This window comes from Pseudomonas sp. NPDC079367 (assembly GCF_044542195.1).
Lineage (GTDB): Bacteria > Pseudomonadota > Gammaproteobacteria > Pseudomonadales > Pseudomonadaceae > Aquipseudomonas.
Genome location: NZ_JBITTW010000001.1, coordinates 233688 through 251200 on the forward strand (window position 1 = coordinate 233688; position 17513 = coordinate 251200).

The 17513-nt window shown below is 61.0% G+C and carries 13 protein-coding genes; 8 read left to right on the forward strand and 5 right to left on the reverse strand.

What is annotated here, in order from left to right; translation table 11 throughout:
* Nucleotides 1-98: 98 nt before the first annotated feature.
* From ACIGDJ_RS00980 to ACIGDJ_RS00995, 4 genes are all read left to right on the forward strand, one after another.
* Complete coding sequence (locus ACIGDJ_RS00980) at nt 99-1232, forward strand: lactonase family protein (protein ID WP_313005846.1); 1134 nt, start codon at nt 99-101, stop codon at nt 1230-1232.
* Nucleotides 1233-1436: 204 nt separating this feature from the next.
* Complete coding sequence (locus ACIGDJ_RS00985) at nt 1437-2213, forward strand: alpha/beta hydrolase (protein ID WP_313005848.1); 777 nt, start codon at nt 1437-1439, stop codon at nt 2211-2213.
* 537 nt (nt 2214-2750) lie between these two features.
* The gene (locus ACIGDJ_RS00990; RefSeq protein ID WP_313005850.1) at nt 2751-4802 is read left to right on the forward strand and encodes a pyridoxamine 5'-phosphate oxidase family protein; all 2052 of its coding nucleotides are present in this window, start codon (nt 2751-2753) and stop codon (nt 4800-4802) included.
* A gap of 17 nt (nt 4803-4819) precedes the next feature.
* Nucleotides 4820-5032 (forward strand): hypothetical protein, encoded by a 213-nt coding sequence (locus tag ACIGDJ_RS00995; protein WP_101160152.1) that lies wholly within the window; start codon nt 4820-4822, stop codon nt 5030-5032.
* Here the strand turns inward: ACIGDJ_RS00995 and gabP are convergent.
* Entirely contained in the window at nt 5029-6435 is a 1407-nt protein-coding gene (gene gabP, locus ACIGDJ_RS01000) for a GABA permease (RefSeq protein ID WP_101160149.1), read from the reverse strand. The genes ACIGDJ_RS00995 and gabP overlap by 4 nt on opposite strands.
* Nucleotides 6436-6672: 237 nt before the next feature.
* A complete protein-coding gene (locus ACIGDJ_RS01005) occupies nt 6673-8799 on the reverse strand; it encodes a TonB-dependent siderophore receptor (RefSeq protein ID WP_397478139.1) in 2127 nt (708 codons plus the stop codon).
* A gap of 216 nt (nt 8800-9015) precedes the next feature.
* On the opposite strand from ACIGDJ_RS01005, the gene ACIGDJ_RS01010 reads away from it, so the two are divergent.
* Nucleotides 9016-9345, forward strand: coding sequence for a hypothetical protein (locus ACIGDJ_RS01010; protein ID WP_313005854.1), 330 nt, complete (start codon nt 9016-9018; stop codon nt 9343-9345).
* A 255-nt stretch (nt 9346-9600) separates the two neighbouring features.
* Here the strand turns inward: ACIGDJ_RS01010 and ACIGDJ_RS01015 are convergent, their stop codons facing one another.
* Entirely contained in the window at nt 9601-10185 is a 585-nt protein-coding gene (locus ACIGDJ_RS01015) for a TetR/AcrR family transcriptional regulator (RefSeq protein ID WP_397478140.1), read from the reverse strand.
* A 212-nt stretch (nt 10186-10397) separates the two neighbouring features.
* Here ACIGDJ_RS01015 and ACIGDJ_RS01020 point away from each other — a divergent pair, with 212 nt between their 5' ends.
* The 3 genes from ACIGDJ_RS01020 to ACIGDJ_RS01030 all read left to right on the forward strand — a co-directional run bounded on the left by ACIGDJ_RS01020 (nt 10398) and on the right by ACIGDJ_RS01030 (nt 14428).
* Nucleotides 10398-11075, forward strand: a complete 678-nt coding sequence (locus tag ACIGDJ_RS01020; protein ID WP_397478141.1) for a type 1 glutamine amidotransferase domain-containing protein — start codon at nt 10398-10400, stop codon at nt 11073-11075.
* Nucleotides 11076-11177: 102 nt separating this feature from the next.
* Nucleotides 11178-12299, forward strand: a complete 1122-nt coding sequence (locus ACIGDJ_RS01025) for an alkene reductase (RefSeq protein WP_397478142.1) — start codon at nt 11178-11180, stop codon at nt 12297-12299.
* A 590-nt stretch (nt 12300-12889) separates the two neighbouring features.
* Nucleotides 12890-14428 carry a cryptochrome/photolyase family protein gene (locus ACIGDJ_RS01030; RefSeq protein ID WP_397478143.1) on the forward strand — a complete coding sequence of 513 codons (1539 nt, stop codon included), beginning with the start codon at nt 12890-12892 and terminating at the stop codon, nt 14426-14428.
* A gap of 6 nt (nt 14429-14434) precedes the next feature.
* On the opposite strand, the gene ACIGDJ_RS01035 is transcribed toward ACIGDJ_RS01030, so the two are convergent.
* Entirely contained in the window at nt 14435-15937 is a 1503-nt protein-coding gene (locus ACIGDJ_RS01035; protein ID WP_397478144.1) for a diguanylate cyclase, read from the reverse strand.
* A gap of 130 nt (nt 15938-16067) precedes the next feature.
* A complete protein-coding gene (locus tag ACIGDJ_RS01040; protein WP_101159597.1) occupies nt 16068-16982 on the reverse strand; it encodes a LysR family transcriptional regulator in 915 nt (304 codons plus the stop codon).
* Between the last annotated feature and the right edge of the window lie 531 nt (nt 16983-17513).

A 17513-nucleotide genomic window follows, 5' to 3' on the forward strand; every position in this document is an offset into this window, starting at 1 on the left:
TAAATAAGCTTGGCGACGTTGCAGGCTTACCGGAAAGCCATTGATGTCCCGGTAAATCACTCATAGGATGACTGATCACAAAAACAATAAGGCTGGAAATGATGAAAAAACCCCTCTTGATCGCTGCCCTCGCCTCGGCGCTGAGCGTGTCTGCCCACGCCGCTACTTACGCGTATATCTCAAGTCCCGGTGACGGTCTGATCTCGCAGTACCGCCTCGATCAGGCCAACGGGGCGCTCACCCTCATCGAGCAGATCCGGGCCGGTGATCAGGTCAATCCCATGGCCCTGTCCCCGGACGGCAAAGTGCTGTTTGCAGCCTTGCGGGTCAAACCCTTCCAGGTCCTGGGCTATCGGATCGATTCCAGAAGCGGCCACCTGACACCATTTACCCAAGCGCCCCTGGCAGAGAGCATGGCTTATCTGTCGACCGATCGAAAAGGTCGCTACCTGCTCGCGGCATCCTATGGCGCCGATACGCTCAGCGTTCAAGCGATCGGCGAAGATCAACAACCTTCCGCTGATATCGTTCGCTACAAGACCGGCCTGCATGCGCATTCGATTCGCACCGAGCCGAGCAATCGCTTTGCCTACGCCGGCAACCTGGGCACCGACAAGGTGCTGCAATATCGCCTGGACGCCAAGACTGGCGAGCTCAGCCCGATCGGCAGCGGCTCGGTCAGCGTCCCGGACAACACCGGCCCTCGGCACTTGGCGTTCTCGCCCAACGGCAAATTTCTATACGTCGTTGGCGAAATGAGCGGCACCGTAACTGCGTTTTCCATCGACGGAGCCAGCGGCGCGTTGACGAGAATCGCTGAAGCCAATGGCATTCCCGAGCGCTTGAAACTGGCCCACGGCGAAGTCCGCGATGCGCGCAACAACGACTTGAAAGACGACCCGACCCCGCGCATCTGGGCCGCTGACCTGCGCATGTCACCGGATGGAAAACTGCTGCTGATGAGCGAGCGGACCAGCAGCAGCGTTTCGGCATTTTCCGTGGATCCGGCAACCGGAGGGCTCAAGTTTCTCGACAGCTACCCGGTGCAAGAACAGCAACCACGCAACATCGCTTTCTCCCCCGATGGCCGCTGGTTGCTGGTGACTGGCGAAAAAAGCGCCAAGGTCGCTACTTACGCGGTAGGCAACAATGGCGCACTGAAGCGGGTCGGTGAAGCCGCATCAGGCAAAGGCGCCTTATGGATAGAGATATTGCAAACGCCTGATGCATGAATATGTGCGGAGCAGCAACTGCTCCGCTGTCCGGCCTCTGAACGGCGTTGCTGTCAGCGGCTTTTGTATCACTGTGTAGCATTCGCCGACACGGATACACGCGCATGCGAAGTTGGGTCATGCGCACACAGAACTGACACATTTAGCGCGCTAAATAACCCTGTCGTTTTCATTCCGACCTTAATCAATCGACAGGACATCACCATGAACAAAGTATTCGCTACCCTCGCCCTCACCGCAGCCATGTTCGGTACCACTGCCGTGTTCGCAGCGCCGGTCAAACCTACCGTGGTGCTGGTACACGGCGCTTTCGCCGATTCGAGCAGCTGGAACGGCGTAGTCAAGATTCTCGAGAAGGATGGCTACACGGTGATCGCCGCCGCCAACCCACTGCGCTCGGTCAAGAGTGACGCGCAATCGGTGGCGGATGTGCTGGCCAGCGTGAAAACACCGGTGGTACTGGTCGGCCACTCCTACGGTGGCCCGGTGATCAGCGAAGCCGCTTATGGCAATACCAATGTCAAAGCGCTGGTGTACGTCGCCGCGTTCGCCCCGGAAAAAGGTGAAACCGCAGCAGAGCTGTCCGGGCGTTTCCCCGGCAGCACCCTCGGCCCGACCCTGTCGGCCCCGGTTGAGCTGGCCGATGGCGGCAAGGATTTGTACATCCAGCAGGAGAAGTTCCACGAACAGTTCGCTGCCGACGTTTCCACAGCAGATGCGAAGTTGATGGCCGCGACCCAACGTCCGGTGACCGTCGCCGCGCTCAACGAAGCCGCCACCGAGCCCGCGTGGAAAACCGTGCCGTCGTACTTCGTCTACGGCGACCAGGACAAGAACATCCCGGCGCAAGCCCTGGCATTCATGGCCGAGCGCGCTCACTCCAAGCAAACCGTTGTGGTCAAAGGCGCGTCGCACGTGGTGATGGTGTCCAACCCGAAAGCCGTCGCCAGCCTGATCGAAACCGCTGCGACCGCGAAGTGATCCATCGCTGAGGTGAACCTTGAAGCGTCAGCCGTGAACCCTGTTCACGGCTTTCAACTCAGTCAACATCGTTTCTGAATGACACACCGCTTTCGCGAGCGAGCCCGCTCCCACAGAGGTTTGGCGTGTGCTGACATCAAGTGCCTTGCAGGCCCACCGCTGTGCACTGCACCGGGTTAAGTCACACACTGCGTTTGGTAGGGTGCACGCTGTACCTGTGGGAGCGGGCTTGCTCGCGAAGGCGTCAGCTCAGTCAACATCGATCCTGACTGACACACCGCTTTCGCGAGCAAGCCCGCTCCCACAGAGGTTTGGCGTGTGCTGACATCAAGTGCCTTGCAGGCTTACCGCCGTGCACTGCACGGGGTTAAGTCACACACTGCTCCTTGAGCGAGCGCATGGATCATTTCACTGACTGAAACAGTGGATTGCAGTTTCTGGCCATTCCCTCGCAACCGGCCGAGGGCGAACATGAGCCCACTTGAGCTTCAGCCCCTGGCGGCTCACCGGCCCGTTTGCACCCCGAGGAGAATCGAAATGGACACAGCGTCGAAACCGCAGCCCTCGCCCTGGCATGAAGGTGAGCTGACCCTGCAACGTGCCGTTGGCGCGGTGGAGATGATGGTCGGTGTCGGCCAGCGGCAACTGGCCCGCGACTGGATGCCGGACCAGCACCGCGAGTTCTATGCGCAACTGCCCTTCGTCGTGCTCGGCGCCGTTGATGGCCAGGGCGACCCGTGGGCGACGCTGCGCACCGGCCAACCGGGCTTCATGGATTCGCCGTCGCCGCAGGTGCTGAAGATCAAACTCGACGCCCAGCCTAACGATCCGGCGAATCAAAGCCTGCAGCCCGGCGACGCGATCGGCATGCTCGGCATCGAGCTGCACACCCGTCGGCGCAATCGCATGAACGGCAACATCAGCCGCCGCGATGACAACATCCTTGAGATCGGCGTGACCCAGGCTTACGGCAACTGCCCGCGCTACATCAATCTGCGCCATTACGCCTTCGTCGACGAGACCACCGACACCGCGCTCGACTTGCCGGTCAGCGAACCCTTGGTGCGCGACATGATCACCGCCGCCGACTCGTTCTACGTGGCCACTTACGTGGTGCGCGACGGCGAGCGCCAGGTCGATGTGTCCCATCGCGGCGGCAAATCCGGCTTCGTGCACATGGACGAGGACGGCACCCTGACCATCCCGGATTTCTCCGGCAATCTGTTCTTCAACACCTTGGGCAACATCCTGCTCAACCCGCGCGCCGGGCTGACGTTTATCGATTTCGAAAGCGGTGATCTGTTGCAGATGACCGGCAGCGCAGAAGTGCTGCTCGACGATCCGCAGATCGCTGCGTTCCAGGGCGCCGAGCGTCTGTGGCGCTTCAAGCCGCAGCGCATCGTTTACCGTCAGGCCGCGTTGCCGCTGCGCTGGGCCGAGCAGCCGGAAGGCGATTCGCCCAATTCGCAAATGACCGGCAGCTGGGAACAGACCCGCGAGCGTCTGCAGGCCGAGGTGCTGCGCAATCAATGGCGCGCGCTGCACGTCACGCGGGTGGTCGATGAGAGTTCGCAGATCCGCTCCTTTTACCTGCAAGCCAACGACGGCTTCGGCCTGCCGCGCTTCGAACCGGGCCAGCACTTGCCGATCAAGGTCTTGCTCGACGGCCAGGACGCCGCGTCGATCCGCACTTACAGTGTGTCCAGCGCACCGTCCGATGAGTTCCTGCGCATCAGCGTCAAACGTGATGGCAAGGTTTCTTCACACTTGCATGATCGGGTTCAGGCATTGGACTTGATCGAAGCCCGCGCTCCACAGGGCGACTTCACCGTCGACGCCACCGAACGCCGGCCACTGGTGCTGTTGGCCGCCGGGGTCGGGGTGACTCCATTGCTGTCGATGCTGCGCGAAGTGGTGTATCAGGGCAAACGCATCAGCCGCATGCGCCCGACCTGGGTGGTGCAAAGCAGTCGCACCGTTGAGGATCTGGCCTTTCGCGAAGAAATCGATGCCTTGGCGGCGAGTGCCAGCGACAAGGTCAAAGTGCTGCGCGTGGTCAGCCAACCGCCGCTGGCGGCAACAGCGCAGGGTTACGATCACGCCGGGCGCATCGACATAGCCTTGCTGAAAAGCCTGCTGCCGCTGGATGACTACGATTTCTACCTGTGCGGCCCGGGCAGTTTTACCCAGGCGCTGTACGACGGCCTGCGCAAAATGCGCATTGCCGACGATCGCATCCACGCCGAAACCTTCGGCCCGTCGACGCTGATCCGCGATGTCGAAATCAGCACCCCGGCGCCGCCGCAAGTGCCGGTCGCGCAAGAACCGGTCAAGGTGTTGTTCGCCACGTCCGGTAAGGAAGCACGCTGGGAACCGGGCAGCGGCACCTTGCTGGAACTGGCCGAGGCGCGTGGCTTGAACCCCGAGTTCAGCTGTCGCGGCGGTTCGTGCGGCACCTGCAAAACCCGCCTTACCAGCGGCCAGGTGCATTACCTTACCCCGCCGGCCATGCGTCTGGCGGACGACGAAGTGCTGATCTGCTGCGCCGCCCCGGCGCAGGGCAGCGACACCCTGGTGGTGGATGTTTGAATTTGAGGAGGTGTGCCATGAAGCCGCTTGCCGAAACCAACGTCGTTTGGCCGCAAGAGAAAACCGGACTGTCCGCCAGTGAATGCGAGCGCAGCTTTTTGCTGCCGCAATTGATGGGCTCGCTCGCCGGTGAAACCTGCGCGTTGACTGGCTCATCCAATCAGCGCGAGCCTCTGCCTTCGAGCCCGAACGGCTGGTTTATCCGTGGGCTCAAGGCGTTGTTTGCTTAGGCTTTGCCCACCGCCGCCACGCTGGTCGCCGGCCCATGCTGGCGGCTGGTGACCAAGCCAATGAACGAGATCAGCAATGCCAGGCCAATGGTCGAGGTAACTTCCAGGCGATGCTCGGGCGTGATCATCATCACCGCCAAAGCGGCGCAGATAAAGGCGATGACCAGCCAGGTCAGCCAGGGAAACAGCCACATGCGCAAAGTCATTTCGACCTTTTCCCGTTCCAGTCGGCGGCGCATGCGCAACTGCGAAATGGCGATCACCAGATACACCAGCAAGGCAATCGCACCGGAGCTGGCGAGCAGGAACTGAAACAAACCGGCCGGCATGAAGTAGCTGAGCAAGGTCACGCCCGCGCCAATCACCGTGCTGGCGATCACCGCAGCCCGTGGCACGCCGGCCGCCGAGGTCACTTTCAAGGCCGGCGGCGCATCGCCGCGTCGGCCCAGCGAATAGAGCATGCGCGAGGAAATGTAGATCGAAGAGTTCATGCAACTGGCCACCGCGATCAACACGACCACGTCGACGAGGAATTTTGCGTTGGGGATGTTCATCAATTCCAGTGCGCGCTGGTAGGAACCGACCGAGGCGAGTTGCGGGTCATTCCACGGCACCACGGAAATCACCACGAAGATCGACAGTAGATAGAAGATCCCGATGCGCCAGATCACCGAGCGCGTGGCCTTGGCGATGTTCTGCGCCGGATTGTTTGATTCCGCTGCGGCAATGGTCACCGCTTCGGTGCCGATGAAACTGAACATGATGGTGATGAACGCGCCGACCACCGCCGACATGCCGTTCGGCGCAAAGCCGCCGTGCTCGGCCATCAGCGTGCTCAAGCCACTGGCCTCACGCTCAGGGATCCAGCCCATCAGCACCGCAAAGCCCAAGCCGATGAAACCGATGATCGCAATGACTTTGGCCATGGCGAACCAGAATTCGAACTCGCCGTATTTCGACACGCTGAACAGGTTGGTGATCACCAGGAGCACAATCGACAGCAAGGCAAACAGCCAGGCATCGACCTGGGGAAACCACTGATTGAGGACGTGCCCGGCGGCCAGCGCTTCGATGGGAATCACCAGCACCCAGAACCACCAGTAGAGCCAGCCGATAGTGAACCCGGCCCAGCGGCCGATGGCTTGATCGGCGTAAGTGGAAAACGAGCCGGTGTCGGGATGCGCAACGGCCATTTCGCCGAGCATGCGCATCACCAGTACGACCAGCAGACCGGAGAACAGATAAGCGAGCAGCACCGCAGGTCCTGCGGCGGCGATGGCGTGGCCTGAGCCAACGAAAAGTCCTGCGCCGATGATGCCGGCAATGGAGAGCATGGTGACGTGACGCGGTTTGAAACCTTGCGCCAACTGGCCGTTGGAATCCTTGGGGTTCAGGCTATTCATGGGTTCTTATTGTTCTCATGATCGACGTTTGGGCCACTGACTGAGCGTCAGGCGATCATCATTTCCTTGTGTCGACACCAAGCGAAAGCAGCGACGCAGAGGCTTTGCCGACGAAATGATGCTTCACCTTACGTGGCCCGACCGCCGTACAACTAGCCTGAGTGCGGCATGCCGATGTCTGATTTCGACATGCCACTCTCAGGCCACCATGAGGGCGGCGACAACCGCTGCGGCGGTTTACAACGTGTACGAAATCCCGACCTGCACGGTTCTTGGCGCGCCCGGATAGGCGTAAACGTTACCGAAGGCACCTTCTTCGTAGTCGCGATCGAAAATGTTTTTCACGTCGAGATTGAGCCGCACTTTGTCGTTGACTTTGTAGAAGCTCAGCAGGTCGACCACGGTGTAGCCGCCCATGGAAAACGCGGTGTTGGCGGTCTGCCCGGCGCGCTCGTCGACGTATTTCAGGCCCGTGCCGAGGCCGAGGCCTTTGAGCGTGCCGTCCTGGAATTCGTACATGTTGAGCAGGCTGAAGCTGTTTTTCGGGATGTTCAGCAGGCGCGTGCCGGAGCGCAGCGTGTTGTCCTTGGTCACCTCGGCGTCGACGTAAGCGTAACCGCCGACTACTCGCCACTCCGGGGTGAGGTTGCCGGTGACGTTGACGTCGAAACCACGGCTGCGCACTTCACCGGCAGCGACGCTGAAGGTCGAATCCACCGGGTCGGTGGTCAGCACGTTGCGTTTTTCGATCTGGTAGATCGCCGCGTCGATGCTCAATTGCTGATCGAGCGCTTCCCACTTCACGCCCATTTCGTAGGACTTGCCCTTCTCCGGCGCGAAGCCGCCGCCTTCGCGACTGGCGCCGGTGTTGGGCTTGAACGAGCGCGCCGTGTTGGCGTAAACCGCCAGGGTTTCGCTCAGATCGTAAATCACGCCGATGCGCGGGGTGACGGCATTGTCGCTGGCCTGCCAGCTTTTGCCGTCCGGCACGTAGGTTTCGTAGTCATGCTCGAAGCGCTCGAAACGCGCGCCGGCCAGCACTTTCAGTTTGTCCGTCAGCGCGACCTGATCCTGCACGAACGCTGCGTAAGTCTTGAGGTTTTCTTTGTCGTGGGTCGGTGTACGGGTCAGCGCCGGGCGCGGCTGGCCGTAAACCGGATTGAAGATGTCGATCGGGTAGGCACTGACCGCGCCGCTGGAGCGCTGGATGATCGACTTGTAATCGTAATCTTCGTATTCGATGCCGGTGAGCAAGGTGTGCTGCAGGCCGCCGGTGTCGAAGTGCCCGGTGAGGTTGAGCTGGGTGTCCTTGTCGGTCCACTCCAGCTTGCGGTAGTTGAAGTTGCGCCCCAGCGTGCGGCCGTCGGCGGCAATGCCGTTGGCCTCGATCGCGTTGCCCTTGAGCGAGCCGTCGAGCCACTGGAAACCACCGCCCAGGGTCCAGTCGTCGTTGAGCATGTGCTCGAAGCGCAGTTGGGCCATGTTGTTGTCGTTGTGCAGTTTGCCGACGTCCTTCTCGCCAAAAAACGTGTCGCGCGAGGCGGTGCCGATCTGCGCCGGATAGCGCGTCACGCCACGATCGAGTGGCGCGTTGTTGCGCATGAAATCGCCTTCGAAAATCAGCTTGGTCGCGTCGGTCGCCTGCCAGGTCAGCACCGGCGTGATGCCGTAGCGCTCGGTCTCGACATGATCGCGGAAGGTATCACCGCCCTCGCCCACCACATTCAAGCGATAGGCCAGGCGCCCTTCTTCATCCAGCGGCCCGGAAGCGTCGAGGGTGCCGCGCTTCATGCCTTGGTCATTCAACTGGCTGCCCAAGGTGACGGTGCGCTCGGGCAACGGCTGTTTCGATACCACGTTGAAGGTTCCCCCGGGATCGCCACGGCCATACAGCATGGTCGCCGGACCACGCAGCACTTCCAGACGCTCGATGGTGTTGGCGTCAGGCATGTTCGGGTAGCCGCGGTTGATCGGGAAACCGTTGCGGTAGAACTCACCGGTGGTGAAACCGCGCACGGTGAAGGTGGTCAGGCCCTGCCCCCCGAAGTTGTTCGCCCGACCGACGCCGCCGGCGTAATCCAGGGCATCCTGCAAACGCGTGGCACCGAGGTCTTCGACAGCATCCCTGCTCACCACGCTGATCGATTGCGGGGTTTCATGAATCGAAGTGTCGGTGCGCGTGGCGCTGGCCGAACGCGTGGCACGGTAGCCCTGCACCGGGCCGTCTGCCCGTTCGTAATCTGCTGTGCCAACCACGTTGGTGGCGTCCAGCTCAAGCGTTGAAGAAGTCGGTTCGGCTGACTCAGCCCACGAGGAAGAAGACAACGCCTGCAGCACACAGATGGAAAGCAGAGTTCGACGCATGAGGTGTAAACCTTTACGAATAGGCCAGAACGAAGGGCAAAACCGCCAATGAAAACGCGGCGCATGGTATACCGGCGCATTAGTAATTGAAACTTATTCTTATTTGTCATGTTGGTCAGGATTGCTGTTCAGCGTTGGGGACTGAACGGAACGTGCGTGACTGAGGGGACGTCGAAGGTAGGTACGCTGGTAGAACCGGCGAGTAAGGAAATTATCGTGTACCCCACCACCCCCGATGGCCGCTATTTCGTAGTCAAGCAGCAGCTCTGGCGTTGCAGCAATCCATCGCTGCCACCCGCCGAACGCGAGTCGCTGGTCGCAGATCTCATGGCGGCCCGGCGTGCGGTGAAGCAGGCGAAACGTGCGTACGATGCACAGGCGTTGAAGTCAGCGAGAGCTCGAGTGGACGAGGTCAAAGTCGCGCTGGGTGAACGCGGGCCGGTGTGGTGGGACGACGACAGCCCGGATTACAACCGACGCAAGGTGAGCAATACCCCGTATGCGCAGTGGTATGCCCAACTGCCCGAAGACAGCGCGCCTGCCTGAGTTTGAATGGACTGCTGGTCCCCAATTCCAAAATCAACACAGGTCCCCTGTGGGAGCGGGCTTGCTCGCGAATACATTGGGTCAGGCGATGAAAGTGTTGAATGGGCCGCCGCCTTCGCGAGCAAGCCCGCTCCCACATGGGTTTTGTGTGTTGCCGGGGTTTTGCACCCACCGCGAAAACCTGTGGGAGCGGGCTTGCTCGCGAAGAGGCCGGTGGCTCCGCCTTCAAGCTTAAGGACCCCCCCCCCGGCACGCTCAGACTCGCAACAACTGCCGGGTCATGGCCATGGAGGTTTCCAGCGACTGACCGGTGCGCTGCAATTTGTTCAGCAAACTGGCGCCGAGCCAGAGCTGATACAGCGTCTCCGCCAACTTGCGCGCTTCGCCTTGGGGCAGGCTTTTGTCGATCTGCCCCTGTTCGATGCATTCGGTGATGCGCGCGACGATGCGTTCGGCGCCGTCGCGCAGGGTCAGGCGCATCGATTCGGACAGGTCGGCGACTTCGGCGCTGAGTTTCACCACCAGGCATTCATCGCCGTGGCCTTCGAGGGTGCAGCGGTTCTGCCAGCCCTGCCAGTAATCCATCAAACGCTCGAAGGCAGACAGCCCAGGCAATGTCAGGCGGCGCTCCATGTCGGCGAGGTAGTCGACGAAGTAATCCTCGAGTAGCGCCTGGCCGTACAACTCCTTGGATTTGAAGTAGTGATAGAACGAGCCCTTAGGCACGCCGGCGGTCTGCAGGATCTCGTTGAGGCCGACGCTGGTGAAGCCTTTCTCGGCCATCATCCGGTGGCCGGTGTCGAGCAAGTGTTGGCGGGTGTCGTCAAAGGTCGGCTTCATGGTGCGCAAAATTCCAGACAATAGACCAGTCGTATAGTTTTCAGGACCGGGAGTTTGCCATAACCGACGGGCAAAAACATTTTCTGAAAAAATTACTAGACGACTGGTCTAATTGGAAACTATGCTGCGCCCCGACACACAAATTCATGCGGTGCCGACGCTGAGCGAATTCCTCGCCTTGTGCCGATGCCTGACCAACCCAAGGGTGCTCTATGAAAATCTTGATGGTTCTGACTTCCCACGATCAACTCGGCAACACCGGCAAGAAAACCGGTTTCTGGCTGGAAGAGTTCGCCGCGCCCTACTACGCGTTCAAAGACGCCGGCGCCGATGTCACGCTGGTATCGCCTGCCGGAGGCCAGCCACCGCTTGATCCGAAAAGCGATGAGCCCGGCGCGCAAACTGCCGAAACCGATCGCTTCCGCGCTGATCCGGCGGCTCAAAAAGCATTGGCCAGCACGGGTCGTTTGGCAGATGTGAAGGCTGAAGATTTCGACGCAGTGTTCTACCCAGGTGGCCACGGCCCGCTGTGGGATCTGGCCGAAGACAAGGCCTCGATCGCACTGATCGAAGCCTTCGACCGCGCCAACAAGCCGCACGGTTTTGTCTGCCACGCACCGGGCGTGTTGCGCCATGTGGTGCGCGCTGACGGCCAGCCAATCGTCAAGGGTCGTGACGTCACCGGTTTTACCAACGCCGAAGAAGCCGCGGTCGGCCTGACTGACGTGGTGCCGTTCCTCATCGAAGACGAATTCCAGCGTCTGGGCGGGCGCTATTCGAAAGTCGCCGACTGGCAGGTGCATGTAGTGGCTGACGGGCAACTGGTCACTGGGCAGAACCCAGCCAGTTCCGCCGCCGTTGCCGACAAATTGTTGAAGATGCTCGGCTGAACCCGTCGCTCCACCCCGATCAACGCCGCGTGCGTACAGCCCGGCGTTGTTTTTTTGCCCAGTCACTAGTCGACTGGTCTAATCAGACTCAAGGCTTACTTCATGAACAACGCTTTCTTCACGCCTGCCAAATTGGGCACACACGCCCTGAAAAACCGTATCGTCCTGCCACCTCTCACCCGCCAGCGCAGCACGCAACCGGGCAATGTCGCCAACGAATTGATGGCCGAGTACTACCAACAGCGCGCCGGTGCCGGTTTGCTGGTCACCGAAGGCACGCAGATCGAACCGCGCGGCCAGGGTTACGCGTGGACGCCGGGCATTCACACGTCTGAGCAGATCGCCGGTTGGCGCAAAGTCACCGAGGCGGTGCACGCCGTGGATGGTGTGATCTTCGCCCAGCTCTGGCATGTCGGCCGGGTTTCGCACACCGCATTGCAGCCCAATGGTGACGCGCCGGTATCAGCCTCTGCGGTCGCCACGGATCGCGTCAGTGTGTTCATCGAAACCGCGCCCGGTGTTGGTGAACTGGTACCGCCGTCGGCTCCGCGCGCGCTGAGCACGGAGCAAGTGCAGGAGTTGATTCAGCTGTATATCCAGGCCGCGCGCAACGCAATGGAGGCGGGTTTCGACGGCATCGAACTGCATTGCGCCAACGGTTATCTGGTCAACCAGTTCATCTCCGCACATAGCAATTTGCGCACCGACCAGTACGGTGGCTCGCTGGACAATCGCTTGCGCTTCTTGCGCGAAGTGGTGGCTGGCGTCGCCGAATGCATTGGCAAAGACAAGGTCGGTGTGCGTTTTGCGCCGCTGTTCAGCACAACCGATGAAGCGCGGACGTATCTGGGTCTGGTCGAGGAAGATCCGCACAGCACTTACATTGCCGCGATCAAGATTCTCGAAGACGTGGGCATCGCCTATCTGTCCATCGCCGAAGCCGACTGGGACAATGCCCCAGCGATGCCGCATGCCTTTCGCCAGGCCGTGCGCGAGACCTTCAGCGGCGCGATCATTTATGCCGGGCGCTACAACGCCAAAACCGGGGCGCAATTGCTTGAGTCGGGGCTGGCGGATCTGGTCGCGTTTGGCCGGCCATTCATGGCCAACCCGGACCTGCCGGCGCGGATTGCCAATGACTGGCCGTTGAATCAGTTGAACCCGGCGACGGTGTATGGCGGCGGTGCCGAGGGTTATATCGATTACCCGACGTACCCAGCCTGACAAACCAACACACCCTCCCTGAGGGAGCTGCTCGCGAATGCGTTGGATCAGCCAACAAATGTGCAGGCTGAGCCAACGCCTTCGGGAGCAAGCCCCCTCCCACACTGGTTTTGTGCTGGGCCAGCGATCACGCGGTGTGCCCGTAACCCCTGTGGGAGCGGGCTTGCTCGCGAATGCGTCGGGTCAGTCAATGCAGGTGCAAGCTGAGCCAACGCCGTTGGGGGCAAGCCCCTCCCACATTGGTTTTGTGCTGGGCCGGCGATCACGCGGTGTGCCCGTAATCCCTGTGGGAGCGGGCTTGCTCGCGAATGCGTTGGATCAGCCAACAAATGTGCAGGCTGAGCCAACGCCTTCGGGAGCAAGCCCCCTCCCACACTGGTTTTGTGCTGGGCCGGCGATCACGCGGTGTGCCCGTAATCCCTGTGGGAGCGGGCTTGCTCGCGAATGCGTCGGGTCAGTCAATGCAGGTGCAAGCTGAGCCAACGCCGTCGCGAGCAAGCCCCTCCCGGATGTGAACTCCATTACTGCCCCAAACCTGTACATGACTATATATTTGTATAACTATTGGAGGCCCCTAACGGATCTCCCAAATGAACGCTGCCCACCGTTTGCTCCTGATCCTCGGCGACCAGCTGTCTTTCGACCTGGCCTCCCTGCAGCACCTCGATCCCCAGCATGACCTGCTGCTGATGGTCGAGGTCATGGAGGAAGCGACCCACGTCGCCCATCATCCGCAAAAAATCGCCCTGATCTTCAGCGCCATGCGTCACTTTGCCGAGGCGTTGCGCAGCCAGGGCTACCGCGTCCAATACGTCACCCTTGACGACCCGGACAACAGCGGCACAGTCCCGGCGGAATTACAGCGCTGGCAAACCCTCACCGGCGCCGAAGAAATCCACGTCACCGAATGCGGCGACTGGCGCCTCGAACAGTCGATCAAGGATTCAGGTTTGCCTGTGCATTGGCATTCAGACCGCCGTTTCCTCTGCTCCCGCGAAGAGTTCTCCAATTGGGCCAGCGGCAAGAAACAGCTGCGCATGGAGTTTTTCTACCGCGAGATGCGGCGCAAGAGTCGGCTGCTGCTCAATGGCGACGGCACGCCGGTCGGCGGTGCGTGGAATTTCGATGCGGAGAATCGCAAGGCCCTGCCCAAACACGCCAAACCGCCCTACCCGGCACGTTTCACCAATGACGCAATCACCCAAGAGGTGCTGGCGTTGGTCGGCGAGCGCTTCGCCAGCCATTACGGCACGCTGGATGACTTCAACTACCCGGTGACCCACGCCGACGCACAGGCCTTGTGGCAATACTTTCTCGACTATGCGCTGGCCGGATTCGGTGATTACCAGGACGCTATGGCCAGTGATGAACCGTTCCTGTTTCACGCGCGGATCAGCGCGGCGCTGAACATCGGCCTGCTCGATCTGCGCCAGCTATGCAGCGATGTCGAGGCCGCTTACTGGGCGGGCAGCATCGCCCTCAACGCTGCCGAAGGCTTCATTCGACAATTGATCGGCTGGCGTGAATACGTACGCGGTGTGTACTGGCTGAAGATGCCGGACTACGCCGAGGGCAATGTGTTCGGCAATTCGCGCGTGTTGCCGGAGTTCTACTGGACCGGTGACACGCAGATGAACTGCATGCGCCAGGCCATCGGCCAAAGCCTGCAACATGCCTACGCGCACCACATCCAGCGGCTGATGGTCACTGGCAACTTCGCCTTGCTCGCCGGGATTGCGCCCAAGCAAATCTGCGAGTGGTATCTGGCGATTTACATGGACGCCTTTGACTGGGTCGAACTGCCCAACACCTTGGGCATGGTCATGCACGCCGACGGCGGTTATCTCGGCTCCAAGCCTTACTGCGCCAGCGGCCAGTACATCAATCGGATGTCGGATTACTGCGGCGATTGCGCCTACAAGGTCAAGGAAAGCAGCGCGGACGATGCCTGCCCGTTCAACGCGCTGTACTGGCACTTCCTCATGCGCCACGGCGATATCCTGCGCGGCAATCAGCGCATGGGCATGATGTACAAGAACCTCGACCGCATGCCGCTGGCCAAACAGGATGCACTGTGGCACCGCGGGCAGATGCTCTTGGCGAAACTGGATAATGGCGAAGCTTTCTAGTGCGCCTCAGGCCTGTCCGGCCATAGCGTTGCGCCCCGCCGCTTTTGCGCGATACAGCGCCTGATCGGCGTCCTCGATCAACGCCGACAGCGAATCCAGCTGCGCGCCCATTGCCACTGCCATACCAATACTTACCGTGACCCGACCGAACGGGCTGCCCGGATGGACAATGTTCGCCTGTTGCAACCGCTTGAGCACCAGTTGCGCTACCACCGTCGCACCGGCGCTGTCGGTGGCGGGCATGATCACCGCCATTTCCTCGCCGCCGTAGCGTGCGACCAGATCAGACGGACGCCGCACGCAGCTTTCAAGAATCTTGCTGACCGCTTGCAGACAGACATCGCCGGCGACGTGACCCAAGGCATCGTTGAACAATTTGAAGTGGTCGATATCAATCATCAGCAGGGCCAGCGAGCTCCCGTCACGCTGCGCCCGCCGGGCTTCCACTGCCAGGGTTTCATCAAAGCAGCGGCGGTTGGCCAGACCGGTCAGCGCGTCCTTCATCGCCAGCAATTCCAGTTGGCGATTGGACGCGAGCAATTGCTGCTGTGCATCGCGCAACGCTTCCTCTGCCTCGGTGCGGCGGCGGATATCAAGGATCAGGAACCAGCCGATCAGCCCTGTCAGCCCCAGCAGCCCGACCACCACCACCGCCGACAACGCCGCTTCGATACGCCACGCCGCGAGCGCTTCGTCCTTGCCTAAAGCTACGGTGGTGATCAGCGGCAGGGTTTCGCTTTTGCGGAAGGCGTACAAGCGCTCGACGCCGTCGAGGCTGGAGGTGTACGAGGCGGTGCCGACCGAGCGGTCGATCAGGTATTTGGCGTAGATCGGCGACTTGGAGAAGTTGCGGCCCATGTCCTGCTCGCGGAACGGGTAACGCACCAGCAGCGTGCCGTCGGTGTACGACAGACCGATCGCGCCGTCCTGGCCAACGTCAAGCTTGCCGAATACGCGAAGAAAGTTTTCAACTCCCAGCGTCACTGACACCACCCCGGCGAACTGGCCATCGGCGTCGTTGAAACGCCGGCTGATGGTCACCACCCACTCGTGATTGGAACGGCTCTGGATCGGCGGCCCAATGAACGACTCGCGGCTCGGGTCTTCACGGTGGTGCCTGAAATAGGTGCGGTCGCTGCTGTTCGCACCGGCTGGAATGGGGCGGTTGGAGGACATAAGCCAATCCCCGTGCCGGTCATAAATGGTGATACCGCTGAGCTGCGGCATTAATGACTGCTGGCTGTCGATCAGGGCTTTGATGCGCTGAATCTGCGCCGGGCCATCGCCCTCAGCTTCCAGACGCTCGACCAGCCCGAGCAAGAGCAGCGAGCTTTGCCGGACGATGCCTTCGGTGTAGGTGTTGAGCGCCTGGGTCAGGTTCAAACCATGCACGTCGACTTCCGCCAGCGCGCGTTCACGCGAAGACCAGACTTTCCAGATTGTCAGCGAAGTCAGGGAACAGCCGATCACCAGCAGCAGGAGCATTACAAGGCGAGTATCACGCTTCACGTCAGTACCTTAGGGAAGTCCGGTGTCCATTCCAGCCATCATTCGAACGTCGGCACTCACGGCGGCCATGTGTTCCGGGGCGCAAGCATACAAGCAGTCTCAAGCGGCCGCAGCATCAGTGTGTGCAGCGCTAAGCGGCGGGTGCGGCGGGTTTGAGAATTTCCACGAGGAAATCGATGAACACGTTGATCCGGCTCGAGCCGCGGTGATTGGGCAAGTACAGCGCGTTGATGCAACTGCTGGCGCTGCCGGGGTTGACCTCGTAGTGCTCGAGCAAGCGCGTCAGGCGCCCGGCGGCGACATCGTCGCGCACCAGCCAGTCGGCCAGCAGCGTCACCCCGCCGCCACCGATCGCGGCTTCGCGAAGGATGTCGGCGTTGTTGCTTTGCAGGCGACCCTGAACGTTGAGCTGAATCGGCTCTTCGTCACCCTGGAAGGTCCAGTGGTGATGGCTGCCGCCGTAATCGAAACGCAGGCATTGGTGCTCAAGCAGGTCTCGTGGATGCTCCAGCACGCCGCTGCGCGCCAGATAATCCGGGCTGGCGACGATCCAGCGCTGAAAGTGGCCGACGCGTTTGCTGACGATGTCCTCGCTGACTACCGTCGAGCCGAGCCGCACTGAAACGTCGATCTGCTCGCTGAGCAAATCGCTGACCTGATCGCTCAACGACAGGCTGATCTCCAGCCCCGGATGGCGCTCGAGCAAGCGGCTCAGGTGCGGCGCGATCAGCCGCCGGCCAAACTCCACCGGCACGCTGATGCGCAAGCGACCCTGGGCATCACTGCCACGATCAGCGACCACCGCATCGGCTTCGTCGATGGCATCGAGAATCGCCACGGCTTTTTCGAAATAGGTTTGGCCTGCGACGGTGACACTGGTGTTGCGCGTGGTGCGATTGAGCAGGCTGGCGCCCAACTCGTTTTCCAGCCCGGCCACTTGCCGGGTCACCGAAGACGTCGAAATCCCGAGCTTGCGCGCCGCCGAGGAATAGCCCCCGCAGCGCACGGTTTCAACAAACATCTTCAAGGCCAGCAACTTGTCCATAAGCGGGGTCCGGTGGTGAGGGAGCGCCGCTGATTGTGCATCAGCGTCCGCCACACGTCTTGTATCGTCGTGCTTGAGGGCGCCGGGTGCGGAAAACAATTCCATCTCGAAGTGCCTCACTTTGTGGGAGCGGGCTTGCTCGCGAAAGCGTGGGGTCAGTCAATGCATGTGCAAGCTGACCCAACGCCTTCGGGAGCAAGCCCCCTCCCACAGTGGTTTTGTGGTGGGCCAGCGATCAGGCGGTGTGCCCGTAATCCTTGTGGGAGCGGGCTTGCTCCCGAAGGCGTTCCGTCAGCCGAAACATGCGCTGCTGACCCACCGCTTTCGGGAGCAAGCCCCCTCCCACGTTGATTTTGTGGTGGGCCAGCGATCAGGCGGTGTACCCCGTAATCCTTGTGGGAGCGGGCTTGCTCGCGAAAGCGTGGGGTCAGTCAATGCATGTGCAAGCTGACCCAACGCCTTCGGGAGCAAGCCCCCTCCCACACTGGTTATGTAGGCGGTCAGCGATTGTGCGGAGTACCGGAAGTCCTG